The organism is Mesorhizobium sp. M0904 (assembly GCF_040319475.1).
In the GTDB taxonomy this organism is placed as follows: Bacteria; Pseudomonadota; Alphaproteobacteria; order Rhizobiales; family Rhizobiaceae; genus Mesorhizobium.
In genome coordinates this window covers 234,402-259,242 of the sequence record NZ_JAMYOC010000001.1, presented here as the reverse complement: position 1 = coordinate 259,242, position 24,841 = coordinate 234,402, and the positions used below count along the sequence as shown (strand labels likewise).

25 protein-coding genes and 1 pseudogene are annotated in these 24,841 nt (G+C 62.5%); 12 read left to right on the top strand and 14 right to left on the bottom strand.

The window, feature by feature from the left end; translation table 11 throughout:
- Positions 1–77: 77 nt before the first annotated feature.
- A complete protein-coding gene (locus NKH80_RS01390; RefSeq protein ID WP_352989136.1) occupies positions 78–1,244 on the top strand; it encodes an acetyl-CoA acetyltransferase in 1,167 nt (388 codons plus the stop codon).
- Between the two features lie 26 nt (positions 1,245–1,270).
- On the top strand, positions 1,271–2,275 hold the full coding sequence (locus NKH80_RS01385; protein ID WP_352989133.1) for an asparaginase: 1,005 nt from the start codon (positions 1,271–1,273) through the stop codon (positions 2,273–2,275).
- Here NKH80_RS01385 and NKH80_RS01380 read toward each other — a convergent pair.
- Positions 2,268–3,640, bottom strand: a pseudogene (locus NKH80_RS01380) (TIGR03808 family TAT-translocated repetitive protein). The gene NKH80_RS01385 and the pseudogene NKH80_RS01380 overlap by 8 nt on opposite strands.
- A 121-nt stretch (positions 3,641–3,761) precedes the next feature.
- Between NKH80_RS01380 and NKH80_RS01375 the strand changes: the two are divergent.
- On the top strand, positions 3,762–4,235 hold the full coding sequence (locus NKH80_RS01375; RefSeq protein ID WP_254819923.1) for a GreA/GreB family elongation factor: 474 nt from the start codon (positions 3,762–3,764) through the stop codon (positions 4,233–4,235).
- Here NKH80_RS01375 and NKH80_RS01370 read toward each other — a convergent pair.
- The 4 genes from NKH80_RS01370 to NKH80_RS01355 all read right to left on the bottom strand — a co-directional run bounded on the left by NKH80_RS01370 (position 4,232) and on the right by NKH80_RS01355 (position 8,484).
- On the bottom strand, positions 4,232–4,621 hold the full coding sequence (locus tag NKH80_RS01370) for a type II toxin-antitoxin system death-on-curing family toxin (protein ID WP_352989130.1): 390 nt from the start codon (positions 4,619–4,621) through the stop codon (positions 4,232–4,234). The genes NKH80_RS01375 and NKH80_RS01370 overlap by 4 nt on opposite strands.
- Positions 4,618–4,848 (bottom strand): AbrB/MazE/SpoVT family DNA-binding domain-containing protein, encoded by a 231-nt coding sequence (locus NKH80_RS01365; protein WP_254819925.1) that lies wholly within the window; start codon positions 4,846–4,848, stop codon positions 4,618–4,620. The genes NKH80_RS01370 and NKH80_RS01365 overlap by 4 nt, the downstream gene beginning before the upstream one ends.
- 73 nt (positions 4,849–4,921) lie before the next feature.
- Positions 4,922–7,045: a methylmalonyl-CoA mutase gene (scpA, locus tag NKH80_RS01360; protein WP_352989127.1), complete on the bottom strand. Its 2,124-nt coding sequence runs from the start codon at positions 7,043–7,045 to the stop codon at positions 4,922–4,924.
- The gene (locus NKH80_RS01355; RefSeq protein WP_352989124.1) at positions 7,042–8,484 is read right to left on the bottom strand and encodes a methylmalonyl-CoA mutase subunit beta; all 1,443 of its coding nucleotides are present in this window, start codon (positions 8,482–8,484) and stop codon (positions 7,042–7,044) included. The genes scpA and NKH80_RS01355 overlap by 4 nt, the downstream gene beginning before the upstream one ends.
- A 275-nt stretch (positions 8,485–8,759) precedes the next feature.
- Here NKH80_RS01355 and NKH80_RS01350 point away from each other — a divergent pair, with 275 nt between their 5' ends.
- Positions 8,760–10,292: a helicase HerA-like C-terminal domain-containing protein gene (locus tag NKH80_RS01350; RefSeq protein ID WP_352507470.1), complete on the top strand. Its 1,533-nt coding sequence runs from the start codon at positions 8,760–8,762 to the stop codon at positions 10,290–10,292.
- A gap of 254 nt (positions 10,293–10,546) precedes the next feature.
- On the opposite strand, the gene NKH80_RS01345 is transcribed toward NKH80_RS01350, so the two are convergent.
- Both NKH80_RS01345 and NKH80_RS01340 read right to left on the bottom strand, forming a co-directional pair.
- A complete protein-coding gene (locus tag NKH80_RS01345; RefSeq protein ID WP_352507471.1) occupies positions 10,547–11,371 on the bottom strand; it encodes a L,D-transpeptidase in 825 nt (274 codons plus the stop codon).
- Between the two features lie 171 nt (positions 11,372–11,542).
- Entirely contained in the window at positions 11,543–12,205 is a 663-nt protein-coding gene (locus tag NKH80_RS01340) for a haloacid dehalogenase type II (RefSeq protein ID WP_352690040.1), read from the bottom strand.
- Between the two features lie 151 nt (positions 12,206–12,356).
- On the opposite strand from NKH80_RS01340, the gene NKH80_RS01335 reads away from it, so the two are divergent.
- The 4 genes from NKH80_RS01335 (at position 12,357) to NKH80_RS01320 (ending at position 15,518) form a co-directional block, all read left to right on the top strand.
- On the top strand, positions 12,357–13,235 hold the full coding sequence (locus tag NKH80_RS01335) for a branched-chain amino acid aminotransferase (RefSeq protein ID WP_352479513.1): 879 nt from the start codon (positions 12,357–12,359) through the stop codon (positions 13,233–13,235).
- Positions 13,236–13,342: 107 nt separating this feature from the next.
- A complete protein-coding gene (locus NKH80_RS01330; protein WP_023677850.1) occupies positions 13,343–13,939 on the top strand; it encodes a superoxide dismutase in 597 nt (198 codons plus the stop codon).
- A gap of 175 nt (positions 13,940–14,114) precedes the next feature.
- Positions 14,115–14,558, top strand: coding sequence for a c-type cytochrome (locus tag NKH80_RS01325; protein ID WP_352821899.1), 444 nt, complete (start codon positions 14,115–14,117; stop codon positions 14,556–14,558).
- Between the two features lie 9 nt (positions 14,559–14,567).
- Positions 14,568–15,518 carry a cytochrome c gene (locus NKH80_RS01320; RefSeq protein WP_352821896.1) on the top strand — a complete coding sequence of 317 codons (951 nt, stop codon included), beginning with the start codon at positions 14,568–14,570 and terminating at the stop codon, positions 15,516–15,518.
- Positions 15,519–15,529: 11 nt separating this feature from the next.
- Here the strand turns inward: NKH80_RS01320 and NKH80_RS01315 are convergent, their stop codons facing one another.
- The 3 genes from NKH80_RS01315 to NKH80_RS01305 all read right to left on the bottom strand — a co-directional run bounded on the left by NKH80_RS01315 (position 15,530) and on the right by NKH80_RS01305 (position 18,875).
- Positions 15,530–15,913: an SET domain-containing protein gene (locus NKH80_RS01315; RefSeq protein WP_254819935.1), complete on the bottom strand. Its 384-nt coding sequence runs from the start codon at positions 15,911–15,913 to the stop codon at positions 15,530–15,532.
- Positions 15,914–16,057: 144 nt separating this feature from the next.
- Entirely contained in the window at positions 16,058–16,684 is a 627-nt protein-coding gene (locus NKH80_RS01310; protein WP_352821893.1) for a LysE family translocator, read from the bottom strand.
- Between the two features lie 79 nt (positions 16,685–16,763).
- The gene (locus NKH80_RS01305) at positions 16,764–18,875 is read right to left on the bottom strand and encodes a S9 family peptidase (protein WP_352821891.1); all 2,112 of its coding nucleotides are present in this window, start codon (positions 18,873–18,875) and stop codon (positions 16,764–16,766) included.
- Positions 18,876–18,990: 115 nt separating this feature from the next.
- Here NKH80_RS01305 and NKH80_RS01300 point away from each other — a divergent pair, with 115 nt between their 5' ends.
- The gene (locus NKH80_RS01300) at positions 18,991–19,362 is read left to right on the top strand and encodes an SH3 domain-containing protein (RefSeq protein WP_352479517.1); all 372 of its coding nucleotides are present in this window, start codon (positions 18,991–18,993) and stop codon (positions 19,360–19,362) included.
- Positions 19,363–19,776: 414 nt separating this feature from the next.
- Positions 19,777–20,202: a Ros/MucR family transcriptional regulator gene (locus NKH80_RS01295; protein WP_023677844.1), complete on the top strand. Its 426-nt coding sequence runs from the start codon at positions 19,777–19,779 to the stop codon at positions 20,200–20,202.
- A gap of 104 nt (positions 20,203–20,306) precedes the next feature.
- On the opposite strand, the gene NKH80_RS01290 is transcribed toward NKH80_RS01295, so the two are convergent.
- Positions 20,307–20,735 (bottom strand): SufE family protein, encoded by a 429-nt coding sequence (locus tag NKH80_RS01290; protein WP_352822030.1) that lies wholly within the window; start codon positions 20,733–20,735, stop codon positions 20,307–20,309.
- A gap of 113 nt (positions 20,736–20,848) precedes the next feature.
- Positions 20,849–21,217: a DUF5330 domain-containing protein gene (locus NKH80_RS01285; protein ID WP_352647411.1), complete on the bottom strand. Its 369-nt coding sequence runs from the start codon at positions 21,215–21,217 to the stop codon at positions 20,849–20,851.
- Between the two features lie 519 nt (positions 21,218–21,736).
- On the opposite strand from NKH80_RS01285, the gene NKH80_RS01280 reads away from it, so the two are divergent.
- Complete coding sequence (locus NKH80_RS01280; RefSeq protein WP_352989352.1) at positions 21,737–23,482, top strand: ATP-binding protein; 1,746 nt, start codon at positions 21,737–21,739, stop codon at positions 23,480–23,482.
- On the top strand, positions 23,457–24,230 hold the full coding sequence (locus NKH80_RS01275; RefSeq protein WP_254819938.1) for a peptidoglycan-binding domain-containing protein: 774 nt from the start codon (positions 23,457–23,459) through the stop codon (positions 24,228–24,230). The genes NKH80_RS01280 and NKH80_RS01275 overlap by 26 nt, the downstream gene beginning before the upstream one ends.
- A gap of 23 nt (positions 24,231–24,253) precedes the next feature.
- On the opposite strand, the gene NKH80_RS01270 is transcribed toward NKH80_RS01275, so the two are convergent.
- Entirely contained in the window at positions 24,254–24,544 is a 291-nt protein-coding gene (locus NKH80_RS01270; RefSeq protein WP_254819939.1) for a type II toxin-antitoxin system RelE/ParE family toxin, read from the bottom strand.
- Positions 24,537–24,797, bottom strand: coding sequence for a type II toxin-antitoxin system ParD family antitoxin (locus NKH80_RS01265; protein WP_254819940.1), 261 nt, complete (start codon positions 24,795–24,797; stop codon positions 24,537–24,539). The genes NKH80_RS01270 and NKH80_RS01265 overlap by 8 nt, the downstream gene beginning before the upstream one ends.
- Positions 24,798–24,841 lie beyond the last annotated feature (44 nt).

The window sequence follows — 24,841 nt, the reverse complement described above, 5'->3', positions numbered from 1 at the left end:
GGAACGGTTCATGCTTGAACAATGCTGAGGCGCGCCGCAAGTATCGCGTAGCCCGGGTCCGCAGGATGGAGATCGCCATGACAGCATGCATCGTCGGTTGGGCGCATTCGCGCTTCGGCAAGCTCGAAGGCGAGACGCTGGAGGGCCTGATCACCAAGGTGGCAGTCGAGGCGCTCGATCATGCCGGCATCGGTCCGGATGACGTTGACGAGATCGTGCTCGGCCACTTCAACGCCGGGTTTTCCGCCCAGGATTTCACCGCGAGCCTGGTCCTCCAGGCCGACGACCGGCTGCGCTTCAAGCCGGCGACCCGCGTCGAGAACGCCTGCGCCACCGGCTCGGCGGCAGTCAGGCAAGGCATCCGCGCCATCGACGCCAATGCCGCCCGTATCGTGCTGGTGGTCGGCGCCGAGCAGATGACGACGACATCAGGTCCCGAGATCGGCAAGAACCTGCTCAAGGCCTCGTATCTGCCGGAGGACGGCGACACGCCGGCAGGCTTCGCCGGCGTCTTCGGCAAGATCGCCCAAGCCTATTTCCAGCGCTATGGCGATCAGTCGGATGCGCTGGCGATGATCGCCGCCAAGAACCACAAGAACGGCGTCGACAATCCCTATGCGCAGATGCGCAAGGATTTCGGTTACGAGTTCTGCCGGCAGGAAAGCGAAAAAAACCCCTTCGTCGCCGGTCCGCTGAAGCGCACGGACTGCTCGCTGGTTTCAGACGGCGCCGCCGCGCTTGTCCTTGCCGACACGGGCACGGCGCTGAAGATGCGTCGCGCCGTCGCCTTTCGCGCCAATGAGCATGTGCAGGATTTCCTGCCGATGTCGAAGCGCGACATTCTCGCCTTCGAAGGCTGCGAGCAGGCCTGGAACCAGGCGCTGAAGCAGGCGGGCGTGACGCTCGGCGACCTTTCCTTCGTCGAGACGCATGACTGCTTCACCATCGCCGAACTGATCGAGTATGAGGCGATGGGCCTGGCCAGGCCGGGCGAGGGCGCCAAGCTGGCCCTGGATGGCGAGACGGCGAAGAATGGAAGGTTGCCGGTCAATCCGTCGGGCGGGCTGAAGGCCAAGGGCCACCCGATCGGTGCCACCGGCGTATCCATGCATGTGCTGAGCGCCATGCAGCTTGTCGGCGAGGCGGGGGGCATCCAGGTGCCGGGAGCAAAACTCGGCGGCATCTTCAACATGGGTGGTGCCGCGGTCGCCAACTACGTTTCCATTCTCGACCGGATCAGATAAACCCGCCCGCATTTGCGGGAGGTGACATGGCAAATCCGGTTCTGGTCGAAGTCTTGCGCGGCGCTATCGTCGAGAGCGCCCATCGCGGCGCTGTTGCCGTCTTCGACGCCGACGGCAAGCCTGTCTGGGAGATCGGCGACACGGCACAGCCGGTGTTCCCGCGTTCGGCGGTCAAGGCGATCCAGGCGCTGCCGCTGGTCGAGAGCGGCGCTGCCGATGCCTACGGCTTCGGTGATCGGGAGCTGGCGCTGGCCTGCGCCTCGCATTCCGGCGAGCCGCCACATGTCGAGCTGGCGCGCGCCATGCTAGCGAAGGCCGGCCTGGACGAGGCGGCACTCGAATGCGGCGCGCATTGGCCGTCGAGCCATGGAGCGACGCTGGCACTTGCCCGCGCCGGCAGCGTGCCGAGCGCGCTGCACAACAATTGTTCCGGCAAGCACTCAGGCTTCCTATGCACATGCGTTCACAGCGGCATCACCCATCGTGGTTACGTCAAGGCTGGCCATGCCTCGCAGGAGATGGTGCGCGAAGCGATGCAGGCGGTGACCGGTGCTGCCCATGACGCCGATCACCGTGGCACCGACGGCTGCTCGATTCCGACCTATGCCGTGCCGCTGCGCAGCTTTGCCCTTGGCTTTGCCCGCATGGCGACAGGTGCCGGCTTCGAGCCGGTGCGCGCCCGGGCGGCGAAGCGGCTGCTCTCCGCCTGCATGGCCGAGCCGTTTTTCGTCGCCGGCACGGGCAGGTCCGATGTCGCGATGATGGAGGCCGCGCCCGGGCGGATTTTCGTCAAGGGAGGCGCCGAAGGTGTTTTTTGCGCCGCCCTTCCGGAGCTCGGCCTTGGCATCGCGCTGAAATGCGATGATGGCGCCGGCCGCGCCGCTGAAGCGATGGTCGCGGCCGTGCTGGCTAAGCTGCTGCACGCCGACAAGATGGTAGCGGCGAAACTGGTCGAACAGGCAAATCCGCCCATCGAAAGCCGGATCGGCGCCAAGGTTGGCGCGCTTCGGCCGACGGCCACCCTCAACTGACGTGGTTGCGCTCGACGGTCAAATGCGCGTAGCCGGCATTGCCTGATGCGGCGAGGTCGCCGGTCACCGGCTCGGCCCAGCGTTGGCCGACGATCGCGCCATTCTGGACCCCGTCGATGACATTGTCGGAGATGATTGCCGTCCCGGCACCTTCGACCACGGTGACGACGATTCCGGTCCCCGCCTTGCGAATGACGTTTCCCGTGGCGACCACATTGCGCATGAACGGTCCCCAGCCGATCTGCATGCCGTAGAGCGGCGCATTCTCGACGACATTGCCGGAAACTACGGTGTCTGCCTCGACGCTGATGCCGACGCCGAAGCCGGGCGCGTCGGCAGGGTAGGGGCCGCTGGTCGACAGATTGCGGACGATGTTGCCGGAGCGCCCATGCGGCCGCCTTCGTTGAAATTGACGATCGAAATGCCGTTCGCGGCGCCATCGACAATATTGTTGCCGATGATCGCGCCTTCGAATGAAAATTCGGAATACACGGCCGTTTCGCCCGAGCGCGAGCAGGTATTGCCGGTGATCTGCACATTGCTAGCACTGTTGGCGCGGATCGCCGAGAACGCGCAGTCCGAAACAATATTGCCGGAGATGATGACGTTGCCGGTGCGGAAGGCATTGATGCCATTGCCATTCTGGCCGGTTCCGCCGCTGCGCGCCTGGATGCGTTCGATGCGGTTGCCGCTGACGATGGTGCCGTCTTCCGCTGCCTGCCAGCGGTGCACGAGTATGCCGCCATTGGCACAGTCGGAGACGCTATTGCCTGATATTTCCAGGCCAGCGGCCTCGACCGAATAAATGCCGGCGTCGGCTGCGCCGAAAATCTCCGAGCGCTCGATGCGGCCCGAGACGTGTTCGAGCGCCAGACCGTTCTTGCCGCTGCCGGTCATCTGGCAGTTGTCGACGACCAGATGGACGATGCGGCGCAGATCGAGCAGGCCTTGCGTGTAGTCGCCCATCCAGCGCTTGCTGCCGTCGAACACGAGCCCGCTGAGTTCGATATGTTCGGCCTGTTCGGCCATGATGAGATGGCCGTTGCCGCCATAAACGATCCGCGATGCGCCCGGCACGCCGGACAGGCGCAAGCGGCCGGGCAGCGACAGGTTGGAAACGATATAGGTCCCCGGCGGCAGGAACACCGCCATGTCGCGGTCGTGCGCGTCGCGCAGCAGCTTGGTGAAAGCCTTGCTCTGGTCGTCAAGCGCGCCGGGCCGGACGCCGAGATCGGTCGCGTTGATCGCGCCGCGCATCGCGGCTCTCTCGATGCCGGGCAGGTTTTTCGCCGCTGCCTTACCGAGCGAAAGCCCCATGACGGCAAAGCCGGCGGTCTGCGCAAGCAGCGTTCGTCTGTTCAACATCGGCACAGATTCCTTGTGTTCGACGGTCGCGCCGCAGGATTCGTGCCAGACAGGATCGGCCCCGACGTCGGTTCGCCGGCTACGGCTTGTGGAGTCGTCGCGTCAGGCATAAGTTCGTCGGATGAGCAGGGCCTTCACCCGCGAGGAAGACAGCGAAAACGCCATCGCCGGCATCGGCGAGCGGCCGATCAGCCATCACCGCAATCTGGTGACGGAACGCGGCCTGGCGCTGATCGATGCGGAGGTGGCCGCTCTGCGCGACGAGCTCGGCAGAGCCGAAAAGCGGGCCGACCGCGAGCGCATCGCGCTGGTGTCGCGTGATCTTCGCTATTGGACGGCGCGGCGCGAAAGCGCCGAACTTTCGGTGCCGGAGCCGGGCAGCGACATGGTTCGCTTCGGCATGGGTGTCACGTTGGAAAGCGACGACGGCAAGAAGGTGCACTGGAAGATCGTCGGCGAGGATGAGGCAAATCCCGCCAAGGGGACAATTTCCCATGTGTCGCCGATGGCGATGGCGCTGTTCGGCAAGAAGGTCGGCGAAGTTGCCGTGGTCAATGGCAAGGAGTGGGAGATCGTCAAGCTCTCCGACAGTTAGTCTTCGAGCTTGACGACATGATCGCGGAAGAACGCAGCGGCACCAGCCTCGTCGATTTCGCCGGCGGCGACCATCATGACCAGTTGAATAATGTCCGCCTGCTCGGCTTCGATGCTCAAGCCATTGAAATAAAGGAACAGATCGGCCGCCGCAAAAGCAGTACGCTTGTTTCCGTCGACGAATGGATGGTTTTTGGCGATACCGAAAAAAAGATAAGCGGACGCCAGCTCACAGAGATCGGGCTCGCCATAGATTTCCCTCTGCTGCGGCCTGTAGAGCGCCGACTCCAGCATTCCCTCGTCGCGGATGCCCGCTGCGCCGCCGTGGAGGCGCAGCTGCTCGGCGTGAAGCGCCTCCACGAATTCCCGCGAATGATGCTCGGTCATTTTGCGAGCGCGCGGTAGGCAACCTCATACTTCTTCATCCGCTCGCGCGCGATCTTCATCTTGCGCTCGAATTCTTCAGCAGTGTCCTCGGTGCGGCGCAGACGAAGCTCATCGCCTTCCTGAACGATGACGATGCTGTCGCCCGCCTTCAGGTTCATGCGGTCGAGAATTTCCCTCGGCAGGATCACGCCTTCGGAATTGCCGATCTTGCGAATGGTCGTGTTCATGGTGAGGCATCCTGTTGCAACGCTGATTATAACTCAGCGTGTTTCTTGTTGCAACAGACATTATAACAAAGCGTCAGCCGGCCTGCAGCAGCCGGTCCATCAGCCGCTCCGCCGCTTCCGGGATAACCGTGCCGGGCGGGAAGATTTCAGTGGCGCCTGCCTGCCGGACTGCGTCGTAATCCTGCGGCGGGATGACGCCGCCGGCGACGATCAGCATGTCGTCGCGGCCGAGCTTCTTCAGCGCATGCTTGAGTTCGGGAATAAGCGTCAAATGGCCCGCAGCCAGCGACGAGGCGCCGACGATGTGCACGTCATGCTCGACCGCCAGCCTGGCGATCTCGTCCGGCGTCTGGAACATCGGCCCGACGGTGACGTCGAAGCCTAGGTCGGCAAAGGCGGTGGCGATCACTTTCTGGCCGCGATCATGGCCGTCTTGCCCCATCTTGGCGACCAGAATGCGCGGCTTGCCGCCGGACTTCTCCTCGAACGCGATGATCTTGTCCTGCAGCCGGTCGACCACCGGATTGTGGCCGAGCGCGTTGCGATAGACGCCGGAGATCGTCTGCACCGAGGCGACATGGCGGCCGAAAACCTTTTCCAGCGCCAGCGAAATCTCGCCGACCGTGGCGTTGGCGCGTGCGGCCCGGATGGCGAATTCCAGCAGGTTTGCGTTACTCCCGGCAGCACGGGTAAGCGCATCGAGCGCGCTCTCGACGGCGGCGACGTCACGCGTGCCTTTCAGCCGCTGCAGCTTCGACAATTGCCGCGCCCTGACTTCGGCATTGTCGATCTTCAGCACGTCGACTTCGATGTCCGTGCCGGGACGGTGAGCATTGACACCGACCACGATCTGTTCGCCTGAATCGATGCGCGCCTGGGTGCGCGCGGCAGCCTCTTCAATGCGCAGCTTCGGTAGGCCCTTTTCGATCGCCGCGGCCATGCCGCCGAGGCTCTCGACCTCCTCGATATGCGCAAGCGCACGCGCCGCCAGATCATGCGTCAGCCGTTCGACATAGGCGGAGCCGCCCCACGGGTCGATAATGCGCGTCGTGCCGGACTCCTTCTGCAGGATGAGCTGTGTGTTGCGGGCGATGCGGGCCGAATGGTCGGTCGGCAGCGCCATTGCCTCGTCGAAGGAATTGGTGTGCAGCGACTGCGTATGCCCTTGAGTCGCGGCCATCGCCTCGATCATGGTGCGGATGATGTTGTTGTAGGGGTCCTGCGCCGTCAGCGACCAGCCCGAAGTCTGGCAATGGGTGCGCAGCGACAGCGAACGCTCGTCCTTCGGCGAAAAATTCTTCAGCATCAGGCTGGCCCACAAAAGGCGCGCTGCTCTCAGCTTCGCGACTTCCATGAAGAAATTCATGCCGATCGCCCAGAAGAAGGAAAGGCGCGGCGCGAAACGGTCGATGTCGAGGCCGGCCGCGACGCCGGCGCGGGCATATTCGATACCGTCTGCAATCGTGTAGGCGAGCTCGAGATCCGCCGTCGCTCCTGCCTCCTGCATGTGGTAGCCGGAGATCGAGATCGAATTGAACTTCGGCATGTGCTTCGACGTGTAGGAAAAAATGTCCGACACGATCCGCATCGAAGGTTTTGGCGGATAGATGTAGGTGTTGCGCACCATGAACTCTTTCAGGATGTCGTTCTGAATGGTCCCAGTGAGATCCTTCTGCGCGACGCCCTGTTCCTCCGCCGCCACAATATAGAGCGCCATGATCGGCAGCACCGCGCCGTTCATCGTCATCGATACCGTCATCTCGTTAAGCGGGATGCCGTCGAACAACTGGCGCATGTCGAGAATGGAATCGATGGCGACGCCGGCCATGCCGACATCGCCGGCGACGCGCGGATGGTCGCTGTCGTAGCCGCGATGCGTGGCGAGATCGAAGGCGACCGACAGGCCCTTCTGGCCGGCGGCAAGGTTGCGACGGTAGAAGGCATTGGACTCTTCGGCAGTCGAGAAGCCGGCATATTGCCGGATCGTCCAGGGTTGCTGGACATACATCGTCGGATAGGGGCCGCGCACGAAGGGCGGCAGGCCTGGATAGGTATCGAGATGTGGCAAGCCCTTGAGATCGCCCTGGTTGTAGAGATGCTTGACGGCAATGCCTTCCGGCGTCACCCGCTGGCCTTTGACCTCGACCGGCACCCGCCGTGGCGGCGACCAGCCGATCTGGCTGAAATCCGGGATCATGGCACGGCTCCGATCGACTGATCGATGCGGATCGGAAACAGCGGCTCGCACACCGCAACGCCTTCGTCGAAGGCAGGCCGCCGCTCCGCCGCCAGCGTCTCGACCGGACGCTCGGTCTTCGACGGGTGCAGCGTCGTGCCGACGATCGCCCGTTCGCCCGCCTGGTAGGCTGTGTTGCGGCGGGCGGAAGCTGCCTGGACGCGCCTCTGGATGTGGCCTTGCTCAAGGCTGGTCAGCACGCCGCCTTCTGCCTCGATCTGCTGGAACTCCTGCCAGGCCGCCGCGCAGAGCTCCGCAGTCAGCGCTTCGACGGCGCCCGAACCGCAAACCGGATCGGCGACGTGGTCGATGTGGCTTTCATTGGCCATGATCAGTTGCGCGTTGCGGGCAACGCGGCGAGCAAAACCCGCGGGTAGGCCGTGCGCGATCGTGTGCGGCAGGATGGCGATCGAATCCGCGCCGCCGACGGCAGCCGCGAAAGCGGCGATGGTGGTGCGCAGGATGTTGGTTTCCGGGTCGGCCGCCGTCATCATCCGGAAGGAGGTTTCGGCATGGATGCTGGCGGTGGAGGGCGGTATCGAGCAGGCCTCCTGGACACGCGCCCACAGCCTGCGCAACGTCCTGACCTTGGCCGTCGAAACGAATTGGTCGTGGTCGACGCTCAGCGCAAAACCAATATGCGGCGCCGCGTAGACGAGCGGCTGGCGCGCCTTCTCGAACAGCCTCAAATAGGAGACGGCCGAGGCGAGCATGGTGCCAAGCTCCTGCGCCTCGGTGGCGCCGGCATTGTGGAATACCCGCCCGTCGGCCTCCAGCAGCACGCCGGGCACACCCATCGAAAAGAAATGCGCCAGCGATTGCGGCATCGAAGCCTGTAAAGCCTCGATCGACATGCGCAGCCTGCCGGTCCCGGCAAAGATCGCCGCCGGATCGATGCCGAAGGAGAGGTTGAGCTTTGCCGGGTCGGAGCGGCGCTTGGTCAAGAACGCCACCAGCCAGTCGGCCACGGCACGGCTCCAGGGATGGGCGTCGATGCGGATCTGGATGCGGTTGAGCGGCACGCCGTCGAGTACGCCCTCCAGCGCCTCCGCCGTCCTCGGCAAGCCGTAGCCGAAGGCGTTCGGCGCACCTTCGAAGACAAGCGACAGTCCGGTAGCACCCTGCGCGACGTCTTCCAGCGCCTGCGCACTGGCGCGGCCTATATCCGGATCGTCGATACGCTGGCTGACGATCCACGGTGATCCCGGGTTGGCGCGCACGACAGGCTCGGCGGTTACCGAACGCTCGTAGAGCGGCTCGATGCGGATGGCGTCGTCCGTATGCGAGACGAGCTTTTCCTCGAAGGACCCGCCGCCCAGCGCCTTCTCCGCCAGCGCCAGCCATCGTTGCCGGTCGACGTTTGGAAGTTCGGCATCCTGGGTCAAGGCACCGGCGCCCATCGGTTCTCCTCGTTCTAGCGGCCGCGGCGGCCGACTATGTCAGTCTACGGTCCCCGGCCCGATATCACAATGCAGCACACTTGCCGTGCAACACGCCTTCCGTGATGCCGACCGTCAACCGATTGCCAAACATGGGCAGGTTCCGCAAGCTCCAAAAGCCATTTTCGACGGTGCCCATTGTCGCTGCGCAATGGCCTCACTATACCTGCGGCGGGGCTCCCTTTTCTTCAAGGGATCAGGGCATTCAATCCTATAGGTTTGCGGAGACCGGACACATGGCCGACGATACCAGTATCTTCATAGGGGCCAGCCGCAAGCCGGACGACAGCTATCAGCGGCCCGAACAGCTTTTGCTGCAGTATGGCAATCGTCACGGCCTGGTCACCGGCGCGACCGGCACCGGCAAGACGGTGACCCTGCAGATTTTGGCCGAGGGTTTCTCCAATGCCGGCGTGCCGGTATTCTGCGCCGACATCAAGGGCGACCTGTCGGGTATCGCCATGATGGGCACAGCGCAGGATTTCCTGGTCAAGCGGGCCGAGCAGGTCAAGCTCGATCCTTATGAATTCCAGGAATTCCCGGTCATCTTCTGGGATCTGTTCGGCGAGCAGGGCCACCCGATCCGCGCCACCATCTCGGAGATGGGGCCGCTGCTTCTGTCGCGGCTGATGAACCTTTCCGAGGCGCAGGAAGGCATCATGAACATCGCCTTCCGCATCGCCGACGAGGAAGGCCTTTTGCTGCTCGACTTGAAGGACCTGCAGTCACTGCTTGCCAACATCGCCGACCGCGCCGAAGAGATCGGCGCCCGCTACGGCAATGTGACGAAACCTTCGGTCGGCGCCATCCAGCGCACGCTGCTGGTCCTGGAGCAGCAGGGCGCTGCCAATTTCTTCGGCGAGCCGGCATTGCGGATCGCCGACATCATGCGCACCACGCGCGATGGACGCGGCGCCATCAGCGTGCTCGCCGCCGACAAGCTGATGATGAATCCGCGGCTCTATGCGACGTTCCTTCTGTGGCTGATGTCGGAACTGTTCGAGGAACTGCCGGAAGTCGGCGACCCGGACAAGCCGAAGCTGGTCTTCTTCTTCGACGAGGCGCACCTTCTGTTCGACGACGCCCCGAAGGTGCTGGTCGACCGCGTCGAGCAGGTGGTCCGGCTGATCCGTTCGAAGGGCGTCGGCGTTTATTTTGTCACGCAAAATCCGCTGGATATCCCTGAAACCGTGCTGGCCCAGTTGGGCAACCGCGTGCAGCACGCACTTCGTGCCTATACGCCGCGCGAACAGAAGGCCGTCAAGACGGCGGCCGAGACGTTCAGGCCCAATCCCGATTTCGACTGCGCAACCGTGATCACGCAGCTCGGCACCGGCGAGGCGCTTGTCTCGACGCTGGAAGCCAAGGGCGTGCCGTCCATGGTGCAGCGGACGCTGATCCGCCCGCCATCGTCGCGCCTTGGCCCGATCACGCCCGAAGAGCGCCGCAAGCTGATCAATGAGAGCCCGGTCGCGGGACAGTACGACCAGACCGTCGATCGCGAATCGGCCTTCGAGATCCTGCAGAAAAAGGCTAAGGACGCCCAGGAGGCACAGGCGCAGCAACAGGACGCAGGCCGTTCGCGCTGGACCATTCCCGGCTTTGGCAACGACGATCCCCAGCCGACCGGCGGCCGCCGCGCGCCGCGGCCCTCCAACCGCCAGACGGTGGCGGAGGCTGCGATCAAATCCGTGGTGCGCTCGGTCGGCTCGTCGGTCGGACGAGCGATCGTGCGGGGTATTCTGGGGAGCCTGTCCAGGGGCAGGTGAGGGGCATCGGACCCGAAGGCGGGCATCGGTGTTGGCAATTCTGTCCTGGAATCAAGCGCCAGTATCCAGATCTGGAGGACAGCGGACGGCGGCTATGCGGTCATGAGCTGTCACTGGTGGCGTCTGCCCACAGCACGGCAAAATCCGCTGCTCGGCGTAAGCATCGGACCTAAAGGCCGGCACCGGTACAGGCACGCCGACGCGCAGCAAAACCAGCGGGAGCGAGGAAGATCCCGCCCGCGCTTTCGACCAGCTCAGAAGATCGAATTTGTGATCGATTTTATCGGACCGAGCAGGATCGATCCTTCCGGCACGCCGGCGTCGATCGGAATGGCTCTGCGGTTTGCTGTTGCCACCACCGGCTGGCCGACATCGGCTGTCACCACGACCGGGGTCTTGTTCGGCACACGATCGTAGAGATCGATAATGTCCTGGTTCATCAGGCGCACGCAGCCCGACGACACCGACTTGCCGATCGACCGCCATTCCGGCGAGCCGTGCAACCGGTACAGCGTGTCCTGGTTACCCTGGAACAGGTAAAGCGCACGCGCGCCAAGCGGGTTGTCCAGCCCGCCGGGCATGCCGCCATTATCGGCGCTGTATTTTGCGAGCTCGGGCTGGCGGGCTATCATGTCCTCCGGTGGCGTCCATTTCGGCCATTTCTGCTTCCATTGGACCACCGCATCGCCCGACCATTCGAAGCCGGCGCGGCCGAGGCCGACGCCGTAGCGGATCGCCTGGCCGCCGGGGCGCACCAGGTAGAGGAAGTGGTTGGTCGTGTCGACGACGATGGTGCCGGGCTGCTGCCCGGTCGGATCGTCAACGATCTGGCGCAGGAACTGCGGGTCGATCTTGTCGACAGGTATGGCCGGCAGCTCGAAGCCGCCATCCGACATCGGCCCATACATCGTCACGTAGTCGCCGAGCGCCGGCTCGACATAGGTCGGCGGCGGTGGCTCGACTGGCTGCTGCGACAGCGTGGTGCAACTGGAAACCGCGACCGAGGCGGCGCCAAAGGCGGCCGCGTTGAGGAAACCGCGACGGCTCAGGCGAAGAGAGGACGATTGGGGTGTGAACATGATTGCCTTTTTTAAGTCTCAAATCGCAACAAAGCATAAATGCGTCCTGTTGCGCAGGTGCCGAGCAATGCCCGGCGCGATAGGCGGTTCCAATTCTGGCCGCAGGGTGGACAAACAAAGGCAAAGCTGTGACTGGACCGTACTGTTGCGTCGAGGCAACATGTCCGGCCGTCAAACCCCGGAGATCAGACCATCGAGGGACGGCAGGATCAGGGCCGGTGGAAAATCCCGGTATTCCTCTGGCTGATTGGCGCGGTTGATCCACACCGTCCTGAAGCCGAACTTGGTGGCGCCGGCGACGTCCCAGCGGTTGGATGACTGGAAAGAGACGGCGCCCGGATAGAGGCGCCAGCCCGTGGTGACCATGTCGTAGACCGACGGATCGGTCTTGAAGCGCCTGACGCTGTCGACGGAAAAGACGTCGTCCAGGACCTGGTCGAGCGCGGCGGATTTGACCGCCGCTTCCAACATCTCAGGCGAACCGTTTGACAGGATCGCCAGCCTTGCCCCCGATGCCTTGAGCGCCTTGAGCACGGCCGGTACCTCCGGATAGCAGTCCAGCCGCCAATAGGCCTCGAGCAGCTTCGCCCTCAGCCCGGCATCCGCGGATGGAACCTTGCGCAGGGCGAAGTCGAGGGCCTGCTCGGTGAGCTGCCAGAAATCGGCATAGGCCCCCATCAGCGTCCTGACCCAGGAATATTCCAGCTGCTTGGCGCGCCAGATATCGGACAGCAACTGGCCGTCCGGCCCAATCTGGTCGGCGTGACGGCGCACGGCCGCATGCACGTCGAACAGCGTGCCATAGGCGTCGAAAACGTAAGCCGCGAACTGCATTCGACAGTTTTGAGGCCGCGTAAGGCAAGGCGCAAGCGCTGATTGCAGTTCGCCAGCCCGCTGGCCTCAACAAATCTCAGCCAGGCCGGTTGACGGCGGCCGCCAAAGCATCTTCCAATGCGCCGCAACAAGCATTGAACGGAACCTGGCAATGACACTGGCGACTGCGGCGCAATCCGCGACATGGACCTTCGTCGACGGCGACTGGTACGAGGGCAATGTTGCCATTCTAGGGCCGCGCAGCCACGCCATGTGGCTCGGCACCAGCGTGTTCGACGGCGCCCGCTGGTTCGAGGGTGTCGCTCCCGATCTCGATCGCCATGCAGCGCGGGTCAATGCCTCGGCGATCGCGCTCGGCCTGAAGCCGACGATGAGCACCGACAAGATCGTCGGCCTGACCTGGGACGGGCTGAAGAAGTTCGACGGCAAGACAGCAGTCTACATCAGGCCGATGTATTGGGCCGAGCATGGCGGCTATATGGGCGTGCCGGCCGACCCGGCCTCGACGCGTTTCTGCCTTTGCCTCTACGAATCGCCGATGATCTCGCCGGCGGGGTTTTCGGTGACGGTGTCGCCGTTCCGGCGCCCGACCATCGAAACCATGCCGACCAACGCCAAGGCCGGCTGCCTTTATCCCAACAACGGCCGGGCTATCCTCGAAGCCAAGATGCGCGGCTTCGACAATGCGCTGGTGCTCGACATGCTGGGCAATGTCGCCGAGACCGGCACCTCGAATATTTTTCTGGTCAAGGACGGCCATGTCCTGACACCGGCGCCGAACGGCACCTTCCTGTCCGGCATTACCCGCGCGCGCACGATGGCCCTGCTGGGCGAATACGGCTTCACGACGACCGAAAAGACGCTGTCGATCCGCGATTTTCTCGAGGCGGACGAAATCTTCTCGACCGGAAACCACTCGAAAGTCGTGCCGGTCACCCGTATCGAGGAGCGCAATCTGCAGCCCGGACCAGTGGCCAAGAAGGCGCGCGAACTCTATTGGGAATGGGCGCATTCGACTTCGCCCGGCTGACCCGCTAAAAAGCGGCCGGCGCTTCGTTTCCGGAGTTGTTCCAGACCAATCCAGTCCTATGTTAGTCCGGTATCGACACCGGATTTTTCCACGAGGGAGTACGACAGATGGCTTTTGAATTGCCCGCATTGCCCTATGATTACGAGGCCTTGCAGCCTTATATGTCAAAGGAAACGCTGGAATATCACCACGACAAGCACCATAAGGCCTATGTCGACAACGGCAACAAGCTGGCCGCCGAGGCGGGCATGGGCGATTTGTCGGTCGAAGAGGCCGTCAAACAGTCCTTCGGCAAGAATGCGGGCCTCTTCAACAATGCCGCCCAGCACTACAATCACATCCATTTCTGGAAATGGATGAAGAAGGGCGGCGGTGGCAACAAGCTGCCGGGCGCATTGCAAAAGGCGGTCGACAGCGATCTTGGTGGCTACGACAAGTTCAAGGCCGACTTCATCGCCGCCGGCACCACACAGTTCGGTTCGGGCTGGGCCTGGGTTTCGGTCAAGGACGGCAAGCTGGCGATCTCGAAGACGCCGAATGGCGAGAACCCGCTCGTCCATGGCGCGACGCCGATCCTCGGCGTCGATGTTTGGGAACATTCCTATTACATCGATTATCGCAACGCCCGGCCGAAATACCTCGAAGCCTTCGTCGACAGTCTCATCAACTGGGACTATGTGCTCGAACTCTACGAAAAGGCCTGATCCGTTCCAGAAAAGCCCCGGCAGAACCGGGGCTTTTCTTTTTCAGCATCAGAAACGACAGCTGCAAAAATTTCACGCAAGCGTGAGGCGAAGCGCCGGAATTTTTAAGCCATCCTTGCCGTTTGTCATCGGGTGGGACCGTATCCTGAATTGCCTTCAACATGGAGCCAAGTGAATGAGAAAGCTTATCCTCGCCATCTCGATGCTCGCCTTCGTCGGTTCGGCGGCGTTTGCCGACCCGGTTGCTGACCGGCAGGCCCTGATGAAGGAACGTGGCAAGATTGCCGCCGGCTTGTCGAAAGTGGTCAAGGGCGAGACGCCCTACGACGCAGCTTCGGTGCTGACCGCGTTGCAGGCACTGCAGGCCAATGCCGAGAAATTCCATGCCGGCGTCGACACGCTTTTCCCGGCGGGCAGCGACACCGGCGACACCACGGCGTCTCCCAAGATCTGGCAGGACATGGCCGGCTTCAAGACGGCTGAAGGCAAGTACCTCGCAGACGTCAAGGCAGCGGTCGCCGCAGCACCTGCGGACGCCGAGGCGTTGAAGGCACAGTTCAACACCATCGGCGGCGGCTGCGGCAACTGTCATCAAAACTACAGGGTGAAAAAAGGCTGATGGCGGGCAATGCGCTTGCTGAAGAAACTTGCCGGCGCCGCCCTCGTGCTGGGCGGCGCGGCCGCGATTGCCGGCTGGTTCCTGTCGGCTCCGGTCAGGCTCGATGCCGCAACGCTGGCTGAGCTTGGTCCCGGCGACGCTGCCAGGGGCAAGCGCATCTTCTACGCCGGCGGCTGCACGTCCTGTCATGCCAAGCCCGGCTCGCAAGGCGACGCCCGCCTTCAGCTGGTCGGCGGCCTCGAGCTCAAGACGCCGTTCGGCACCTTCGTGCCGCCGAACATATCGCAGGATGCCAGGGACGGCATCGGCGCCTGGTCGGTCGAGGACTTTGCCAACGCCATGCTGAAGGGCGTATCACCGTCGGGCGAGCATCTTTATCCGGCATTTCCCTATACTTCGTACGCGCGCATGAAGCCGGCCGACATTGCCGATCTCTATGCATTCCTGAAGACCTTGCCCGCGGTCGCCGGCAAGGCGCCCGCCAATTCGCTGGTATTTCCCTTGAATATCCGACGCGGTCTTGGCTTGTGGAAGCTGCTCTATTTGAGTGACCAGCCGGTCGTTTCCTTTCCCGACGGCACAGCGGACCCGGTGTTGACAGGCCGTTATCTGGTCGAAGGCCCCGGTCATTGCGGCGAATGCCACACGCCGCGGGACCTTGCCGGCGGCACCAGGAAGAGTCAGTGGCTGGCAGGTGCGGCCGCCGCCGAAGGCAGCGGCATCGTGCCGAACATCACGTCGGGCGAGGGCGGCATTGCCGACTGGTCCGAAGCTGACATCGCCAACTATCTCGAAACCGGCTTCACGCCGGATTTCGATACGGTCGGCGGCGCAATGGTCGACGTGCAACGGAACATGGCCGTGCTGACCCCGGAGGACCGCGCGGCGATCGCCGCCTATCTGAAAGCCGTGCCGCCGCACCCCAACGGCTATCCGGCGCGCAAGAAGCCGGCGAGCTGACGGTCGTTGCGTCAGCGGTCGCCGAGAAAGTCGAAGCCGGTTTCGAAGAAGTGATTGTAGTCGCAGGTCATTTCCTCGCCAGGCGCAATGTCTCGCAAGGCATAGGTCTCCTCCGGCTGCGAGACGTCGCAATTCGGGTCGTCGGCATGGTTCATGTAGCGCGCATCGTCGGCTTCGAAGACGATGTAGTTCGGGTCGCACCGGTCCGGGTAGGCGTAGCGGTCAAGATAGGTTTTCACCGGCCCGGTTTCCCGCTCGTAGGTCGTCACCTCGATGCGGCGGTCGTATTTCGGGTCGAGCTTCCAGACCAGCGTGCCTCGGGGAATGTGGTTCTTGGCAAAGACGCCGATGCCCTGGATGGGCGATTTGTCGAGATAGACATCGACGAGCAACATGGCAGATCCCTGGGTGATTGAGTGTTGGCGGCGACCGTGAAAAGGCCGCGCATTGGGTAGCGCGCGACCTTTGCAATTGCGAGCGGAAAATCAACTGTGCCTGCCCAGTATCCGAAGCCTCATGCGGCGTCGCATGTCGAGACCCTAGCGCTGTTGCAGCGCCAGCCGGATGCCCAAGACGCAATAGATGCAGCCGACAGCCTTGCCCTGCCATCTCAGCACCGTCGGGTTTCGGCGCAGGAAAGCGCCGAGGCCGCCCGCACCCACGGCGAAAACCACCGTGCTGACGAGGCCCAACAGAACAAAGATCACGCCCAATGTCGCCAGTTGAAGCATCACCGATCCATTTTCAGGCCGCACAAACTGCGGAAGAAATGCAAGGAAGAAAAGCGCGGTCTTGGGGTTGAGAATCTCGGTCAAAACAGCCTGCCGAAATGCTTTGGCAGCGGGGATCGCAAGTGCGCCGGCGGCCGGATAGGCAGGCGTTTTCTCGATGATCGCGCGAACGCCGAGATAAATGAGGTAGGCTGCGCCGATGTACTTCACTATGCTGAAAAGCGCCCCCGACGTGGCAATGATCGCCGAAATGCCGACGATCGCCATGAAGGTGTGAACCACGTCGCCGGCCGCGATCCCCGCGCCGGTCGCGATGCCCACCCTGGTTCCAGAGCTGGTTGCTCGCGCCACGGTCAAAAGGGTGGCAGGACCCGGGATGAAAACAAAGCCAAGCACAACCGCGACATACGCAATCAATGTGGCAAGATCGATCATTGGTGGGCTTCTCCGCAACTTCCATCCTCAATGAAGGCATGTAGCGGAACAGCAAGCAATACCTGCCTATCCGCGGTGTTCACGCGGCAAGCTCGGCCTTCCCTGTCACCTTGAGCGCAAAGGCATAGGTGAAGGCGATTTCCTCCAGCCTCGAAAACCGGCCAGAGGCGCCGGCATGGCCTGAATCCATGTTGATCTTGAACAGCACCGGATTCTCACCTGTCTTGCGGTCGCGCAACCGCGCTACCCATTTGGCCGGCTCCCAATAAGTGACGCGCGGGTCGGTCAGGCCGGCCAGCGCCAGAATCGGCGGATAGTCGAGTGCGGCGACATTGTCGTAGGGTGAATAGGCGGCGATGGTCCGGTAATCCTCCGCCGAAGCGATCGGATTGCCCCATTCCGGCCATTCCGGCGGCGTCAGCGGCAGGCTGGCGTCGAGCATGGTGGAGAGCACGTCGACGAAGGGAACTTCGGCGATGATGGCGCCGAAACATTGCGGCGCCATGTTGGCGACCGCCCCCATCAGCATGCCGCCGGCCGAACCGCCTTGCGCGACGATGCGGTCATGCTGCGTATAGCGTTCGGCGACGAGGTGCTGAGCGACCGCGATGAAGTCGGTGAACGTGTTCATCTTGTTCGCCCGCTTGCCGTCGTCGTACCAGCCATAGCCCTTGTCCTTGCCGCCGCGAACATGGGCTATCGCGTAGACAAAGCCGCGGTCGACCAGCGAAAACAGATTGGTATTGAACGCGGCCGGCACGGTGATGCCGTAGGAGCCGTAGCCGTAAAGCAGGCACGGCGCCGACCCGTCGAGCGGCGTGTCGCGGTGATGGAGGAGCGAGATCGGCACCAGTTCGCCGTCGGCGGCAGGCGCCATCAGCCGGCGCGTGACGTAGTGCTCCGGGTCGTGGCCGGACGGCACTTCCTGGGTCTTGAGCAGCACTCGCTCGCGGGTGCGCATGTTGTAATCGAAGACCTGCGCCGGGGTCGTCATCGACGAATAGGAAAAGCGCATGATCTCGGTGTCGTATTCGTAGGAGCCGGACAGGCCGAGCGAGAAGGCTTCCTCGTCGAAGGAGATCAGGTGCTCCTCGCCGCTCTTGCGGTCGTGTACGACGATGCGCGGCAGGCCTTCCTTGCGCTCGAGCCGGACCATGTGGTCCTTGAAGCCGATCACCGAAAGGATCAGCCGGCCCGCTTCGTGCGGCACCAGTTCCTGCCAGTTGGCGCGCACCGGATCATGCGCCGGCGCCGTCATGATCTTGAAGTCCTTGGCACCGTCGGCATTGGTGAGGATGAAGAAGATGTCGCCGCCTTCCTCGAGCTCGTACTGCAGGCCGGTCTGGCGCGCTGCAACCAGCTTCGGCTCTGCGAACGGATCGTTGGCGCTCATGATTCGGTATTCCGAGGTCTCATGGTCGTTGATGCCGATCATGATCCACTCGTTGGAGCGCGTGCCGCCGACATCCATGAAGAAGCCGGGATCAGTTTCCTCGTAGATCAGCCGGTCGTTTTCAGGACTGTCACCAAGCGCATGGAACAGCACTTTGGAAGGCCGGTGGTTGGGGTCGAGGCGAGTGTAGAAAAACCCGTCATTGCCGGCATCCCAAACACCGCCACCGCCGGTGTCCGGAACCCTATCCGCCAGGTCGTTGCCGCCGGCGAGATCGCGGACGCGCAGCGTGTAGAATTCGGAACCCTTGTCGTCGAAGGCCCAGAGCAGCTTGCTGTGGTCGTCCGAATGATCGACGCCGCCCAGCCGGAAATAGGGTTTACCCTCGGCCTCGGCATCGCCGTCGAGCAATATCTGCTTGTCGCCGCCGTCGCGCGCCGTGCGGAAATAACGCGGCTGCTGGCCGCCAAGCTTGAAGGAGGAGCCGTAGGCATAGGGCCCATCCTTCATAGGCACAGAGGAATCATCTTCCTTGATACGCCCCTTCATTTCCGCGAAAAGCTGCTTCTGCAGCTGAGCCGTATCGGCCATCAGCGCCGCCTGGTAAGCATTCTCGGCTTCGAGGTGGGCGCGGATTTGGCCGTCGAGCAGAGACGGATCCCTGAACATCTCTTGCCAATTGGTGGCCCTCAGCCAAGCATAGTCGTCCGTCCGCGTCATGCCGTGATGCGTGTCGAAGATCGGCCGTTTCTCCGGCTGCGGTGGGGTGGCGGTCGGAAACACTGGGGTTCTGGTCATTGCGTCTCGCTGTGGAAGTTACTTGAATAGCGAATGAACACGCCGATCAGCGCGGGTTCAGCGGCTATGATCTATTGTCGTGGTGGCTCGAGGGGACGGGCTGGAGGAGAGGACAATGAACATTTTTTCTCGGACTGTCGCGGCCCTCGCCGTCGCTGCGACGACCCTGGCCAATGCCGGTCATTCTCATGCAACTGCCTTTGCGGCTTGGCAAGTGGCCAATGTGCCGTTCGGCGACACACTCAATGTGCGCAAATATCCTTCGGGAACTTCGCAGAAGCAGGCCGCCTATCCCAACGGGACGGTTCTGCAGATGACCGGCAAATGCACCGGTGGGATAAATCTGCTGAATCTCGCCAACCATTCGTACTGGCAGCAGAAACAGAAGATCCGCAATCACTGGTGCCAAGTCTGGCATGATCCGGCACAGAACGGCCAGTTCGTCACCGGCTGGGTCTACGGAAAATACATCACCCCGTTTCAGTGACGCGGCACGCCGCTCCCGGCCGACGGCTCACGAGCAACAGTAATGTTTCGCAACCTATGATTTTACTGAATCCGCCGATTGGCCAGGCTGTAATGCTGCCGGCTGGATCAAGCATTGAGGTCTATTTACCTGCTGCAGTCTGTGTAATGGCTGCTTGCCGCCGCGTCAGTCGATGCTGGTCTGACCAGAAAAAACGGCAAGTTTACACTCTGCACGAAAGAGTGAAGCTGAATATGAAAGATTTGACTTGCATCGCTGAATAGAGCGCAAGAAGCGAATTGACTTACTTGACGCCAAGGCCCATTAAGGTGCCGCGACGCGAATCGCGGAGGCTTTTTCCTGCACAAGTTCGCGCGATGCCCAACTATCGAAACGGGCGCAAACAGAAACAATTCTCGTTGGGGCCTGAATGCCATGGATATTACCGAAACACCTTCCAGAAACAGTGACGCGCTGATCGAGCTTACCGCCGACGTGGTGGCCGCCTATGTCAGCAACAATCCCGTGCCGGTCGGCGAATTGCCGAACCTCATTGCCGATGTCCATGCCGCTTTGGGGCGCGTCGGCGGGGCCGCCGAGCAGCCGCCTGCCGACAAGCAGAAGCCGGCGGTAAATCCGAAGCGTTCGGTGCATGACGACTACATCATCTGTCTCGAAGACGGCAAGAAGTTCAAGTCGCTCAAGCGTCACTTGATGACCCACTATGATCTCACGCCCGACCAGTATCGCGAAAAGTGGAACCTGGACCCGAGCTATCCGATGGTTGCGCCCAATTATGCGGCCGCCCGTTCGCAGCTCGCCAAGAAGATGGGTCTCGGCCGCAAGCGCAAGGGACGCTGATAACCGGCTCTTCGGGTTTGACACTCAAACGGCGCCTGCGGGCGCCGTTTTGTATTATGGGGTCAAAGGTCGAACCCGCCATGCTGCCGGCAACTGCCGTCCGGTCAGGCGGTCTGCTTCAACGCTGCTTCGGCGTCACGTTTGATGCGCTTGACCATCGAGCGAAGGCCATTGGCGCGCTGCGGCGACAGGTGCTCGTCAAGTCCGAGCGCCTTCAATGTTGCCTCTGCGTCGGTCCTCTGTATTTCGCTGGCCGGCCGTCCCGAAAACAGCGCCAGCATGATGGCGACCAGACCGCGCACGATATGGGCGTCGGAATCGCCCTTGAAGGTGATAACGGGGTCGGCACCCCCGCCCTGTTCGGTGGTCAACCAGACCTGGCTGACGCAGCCGGGCACCTTGTTGGCTTGTGTGCGTTGCTCGTCGGGAAACGGCGGCAGCGCTTCACCCAGTTCAATCACATAGCGATAGCGGTCTTCCCACTCGTCGAGCAGGGAAAAGTCGTCGCGGATGGTCTGGATCGTCGTAGTCATCACCCCGGATATAGTCATCCGGCGCTGCCACGTCACGGAAAAAGAGGAGAAACGCCGCAGGCGCCGAGAGCGGGGAGCCTTGCGGTCTGGCGACGAATTCGGCCGAAACCGTCTCAGTTCTTCGCCGGCAAGTGCAGTTTCGCCGGCAGATCGACTTTCGCAGGCAAGACGATTTCCTCGGGCACGCTGCCGGTGGTCGTCACCGTATCTGGTTCAGGGGTTTTGTCGTCCAGCATGGCGGCCGCGATCTTGGCGGTCTCCTTTGCCCTTGCGGTAATTGTGTGCATTGCCGATTTGCCGGTCTCGCACACGTCCGGCTTGCGCTCGCAGATGCCGGCGATATCGCCGACGGCTTCGCGCGCCGCAAACAGCGCCTGGAGCGGCCCGACGCTTTCGCGGCCCGCATCATCGGCGCCGACACCCAGCGGCAGCGCCAGAAGCACCAGCGAAAACCAGAAAGCAGCTCTTATCAGAAAGCCCATCTGTCTGTCCTTTATGACGGTCATGCCTCCGAACCGCACGACCCTTGTACCGCGATACTGGCACGGAGGCGCAAAGGACGACTTGTCCCGAAAGCAACAGTTTTCCTCAAATTTTAGGCAGATTCGAAACGAAGCGTTTTGAAGTTCATTTGCCTCGAATGGTTCATATTTCATTCAGCAAATGGTAACCATCCAACCTATTGTTTCTCCTCGTTATTTTTTGCATTGGTGACAGTTTGATGCGATCGCCCGCCAACCCAGGCGCGGGTGGTCCGGATAACGCTCCGTTTACTATGGCGGCAATTGCCCCGGTTTTTTCCCCGCCGGTATCCCGATATTTGCAGCCTGCCGGGGACGATCGGCCCAGCCTTATCCATTCCTTAAACGCTGGATGCGAGTTTCGGATCGACAAAAGCCGCCTGCAAAGCAGAGCCGTTCACGACCGGGTGCGTTGAGTTGAGTGCGATCAAGGCCAGATACGCCGAGTTGCCAGGCGCGATAGCCGCCGGTTGCGAACGGATGGTTCATCCGTCCGTCCTCGGCCAGGACGACCGCCGCCGTGAGAGCCGGTTCATTGGCGTCATGCTGGCGGCTCCCTTCTTCAGCGCGGGTGCAGCGGTGACGCTGGTCACGTCGGGCATGGGCGCGGCCGTGACTGTGGCTGCGATCTTTGCGGCGTTCGGCCTTTGCTGGTTCGCCGCCCTGCTGGTGGCTGCATCGGGCAAGATGACCCTGGCCGGCCAACTCGCCTTGGTCGTCGGCAGTGTTGCCCTGGGTGCCCTTATCGCTGCCGCCGGCGGTGTGGCCTCGCCGGTTGCCTTGCTCGCGGTGGCGCTGCCGTTTGAAGCCTGGTGGATCGGCCAGTCGCGGCGTGCCGTGATCTGGGGCGCCATCTCGGCCCTTGTCGCAGTCTTGCTGCAGCCTTTAGCCGGTTCCGTCTTGCCGCTCGGCCAGACCGAAATCGCCGCATGGCACTGGCTGGTGCCGTTGGCCTGGGCGCTCACGCTCATTCCGCGTGTCGCTTCACTTCGTGCCACCGCCAGCGCTCAGCTCGATCCGGCCGGCAGCCACCGGCTCGAAGACCTGATCGACGCCGTCGTGCTGCGAATCGCTGCCCATGGCGAGGTTCTGGACGCCTCGGCTAAGGCACGCACGATGCTGAGGCTGCCACCGGAGCTGCTTTTCGGCACCGGACTTTTCGATCGCATCCATCTGTCCGACCGCGTCCCATATCTCAGTGCGCTGGCCGATATGCGCGAGGGCGCCCTGTCGCGCCGGCTCGATCTTCGCGTCCGGCTGCCGCAGAACAGCGGCGTGACGGCCGACAACTACCAGCCGTTTTCGCTCGAGATGATGCGCGCACCGGGGCAGGAGACTGTCTTCACGCTTGTTCTGCGCGAGAACGATGAACTGGCCGGACTGCGCCAGGAGCTTGCCGCTGCCAACGAGGCGGCTGCTTCGGCCGAGGTGGCGAAAGGACGCTTCCTTGCCGTCGTCAGCCATGAGTTGCGCACCCCGCTCAATGCCATCATTGGCTTTTCCGACATGCTGCTGCACGAGATGTTCGGCAGCTTCAAGGATCCGCGCCAGAAGGAATATGTCGGGCTGGTCAGGGATTCGGGCCAGCACCTGCTTGCCGTCGTCACCTCGATACTCGACGTATCGCGGATCGAATCGGGCGCCTACGCGACCGAACCGGAACCGTTCCGCTTTCGCGAAGCGGTCGAGATGTGCCAGTCGATGATGCGCCTGCAAGCCGAGGCAAAGGCCATCGATCTGCAGGCCCAGATCGCGCCGGACGCAGGCGAAATAAATGCCGACCGTCGCGCCGTGCAGCAGATCCTGATCAATCTCGTCTCTAACGCGATCAAGTTCACGCCCGAAGGCGGCAATGTCGTCATCGGCGCCAAGCGCATCGGCTCGCGGCTGCATTTCTGGGTCCGGGACACCGGCATCGGCATCGCCGAGGAAGACTTTGTCAATCTCGGCAAGCCGTTCATGCAGATCCAGAACGACTATACCCGCCGTTTCGAAGGTACAGGGCTCGGGCTTTCGCTGGTGAAGGGGCTGGTGGCGCTGCACGAGGGCACAATGTCGATCGAAAGCATGCCGGGCGAGGGCACCACGGTGACGATCAGCCTTCCCGTGAGCGGCCCGACGGGCCGCTCGGCGGAGAAGACCGGCGTGGTGCCGATGTCCGCGGTCAAAGCCAAGGCGGACGGTGGCAAAGGGGAGAGCAATGGGTCGCTCCGCAAAACAGCCTAAGGCGGTCAAACGCCGCGGCAATGCCTTCGAGCACGGAGCGATGGCGCTGGGCAGCCTGATCTCGCGCAATCCTGTTGTGGTCGGCGGCTCCACCGCGTTCCTGGTGACGCTGTTCTACGTCTCGGCGAACGCGCTTTGGTACCAGCCCTTTCCGCATGCCGGAGCGTTTTTCGCTACCAGAAGCATCGAACGCTTTCCGCGGGCGGATAGCGATGAGCCCGAAACCACCATCAATATCGTGCGTCCGGCCGCTACGCCGATCAAGAGCGACCCGGTCGTCGAGCAGGTCCAGGGCATCTTGAAGGATCTCGATTTCTATTCCGGCACCATCGACGGTATTCCCGGACCGAATACGCGCAAGGCCATCCAGGCCTATCAGCAGAAAGTCGGATTGAATGCCTCCGGCGAGATCGACGGCGTCCTGCTGGATCAACTGGGCGCCACGCCAAAGACCGCGGCCGTGGTTCCGCATCCCGTGCCGCGGCCGGTCGAAACGGCCGCTGCTCCGGCCGCCATTCCGGTATCCGCACCAGCAAACGCAGCGGCGCAAACGCCGGATCCCCGCATCGTCAAGATCCAGGCCGGACTGAAAGCGTTCGGCAATGAGGACATGCAATTGGATGGCGTCGTAGGCGCGCGCACCAAGGCCGCGATCAAGGAATTCCAGGCGCTGTTCGGCTTGCCGGAGACCGGCGAGCCAGACGAGATCGTCTACGTCAAGATGCGCGAGATCGGCCTGACCAACTGAGGGCCGAAACCTAGTCTCCCGGCCTATTTAAGCCATTGCTCCGGGTCACGCATTCCATGGACTATCGCCACGGCTAACACGCCGTAGGGCATGGGCTCGTAAATCACGATGTAGCGCCCCTCGACCAGAATGCGGGCGGTGGCGCTCAATTCCGGTCGAGCTGCGCCCATTTTGGCGTGCTCGCAAGCCAATTCCAGCCTGTCGAAAATGCGTCCGATCAGCTTGTCAGCCGCCTTCTCGTTATCGACGGCAATGTGATGCCAAATATCTCGCAAATCCTGAGAAGCTCGCGGGGTGAGCCGGTATTCAGCCACGGACTGCGCGTTCGGCCTTCAGAGCGCGTAAGAAAGCCGTACGATTTACGTGTTGACCTTCGCCACTTGCCATCCCTTCGTCATAGGCCCTTTTGAGGCGTTCCAGTTCAAGAGTGCGGAATTCCTCGCGCTGCTCCCATAGACGTAGTGCTTCCCTGACGATTTCACTGTTGGAAGCATAGTCTCCGCTGTTCACGGCGTCTTGTAGACGGGCGGCCTGCTTGGGGGTAAGCGACACAGTAAGAGTGCGCATGGGCTGGGCTTTCATACCGGGCACTATAGCATTTTTCACAGAGG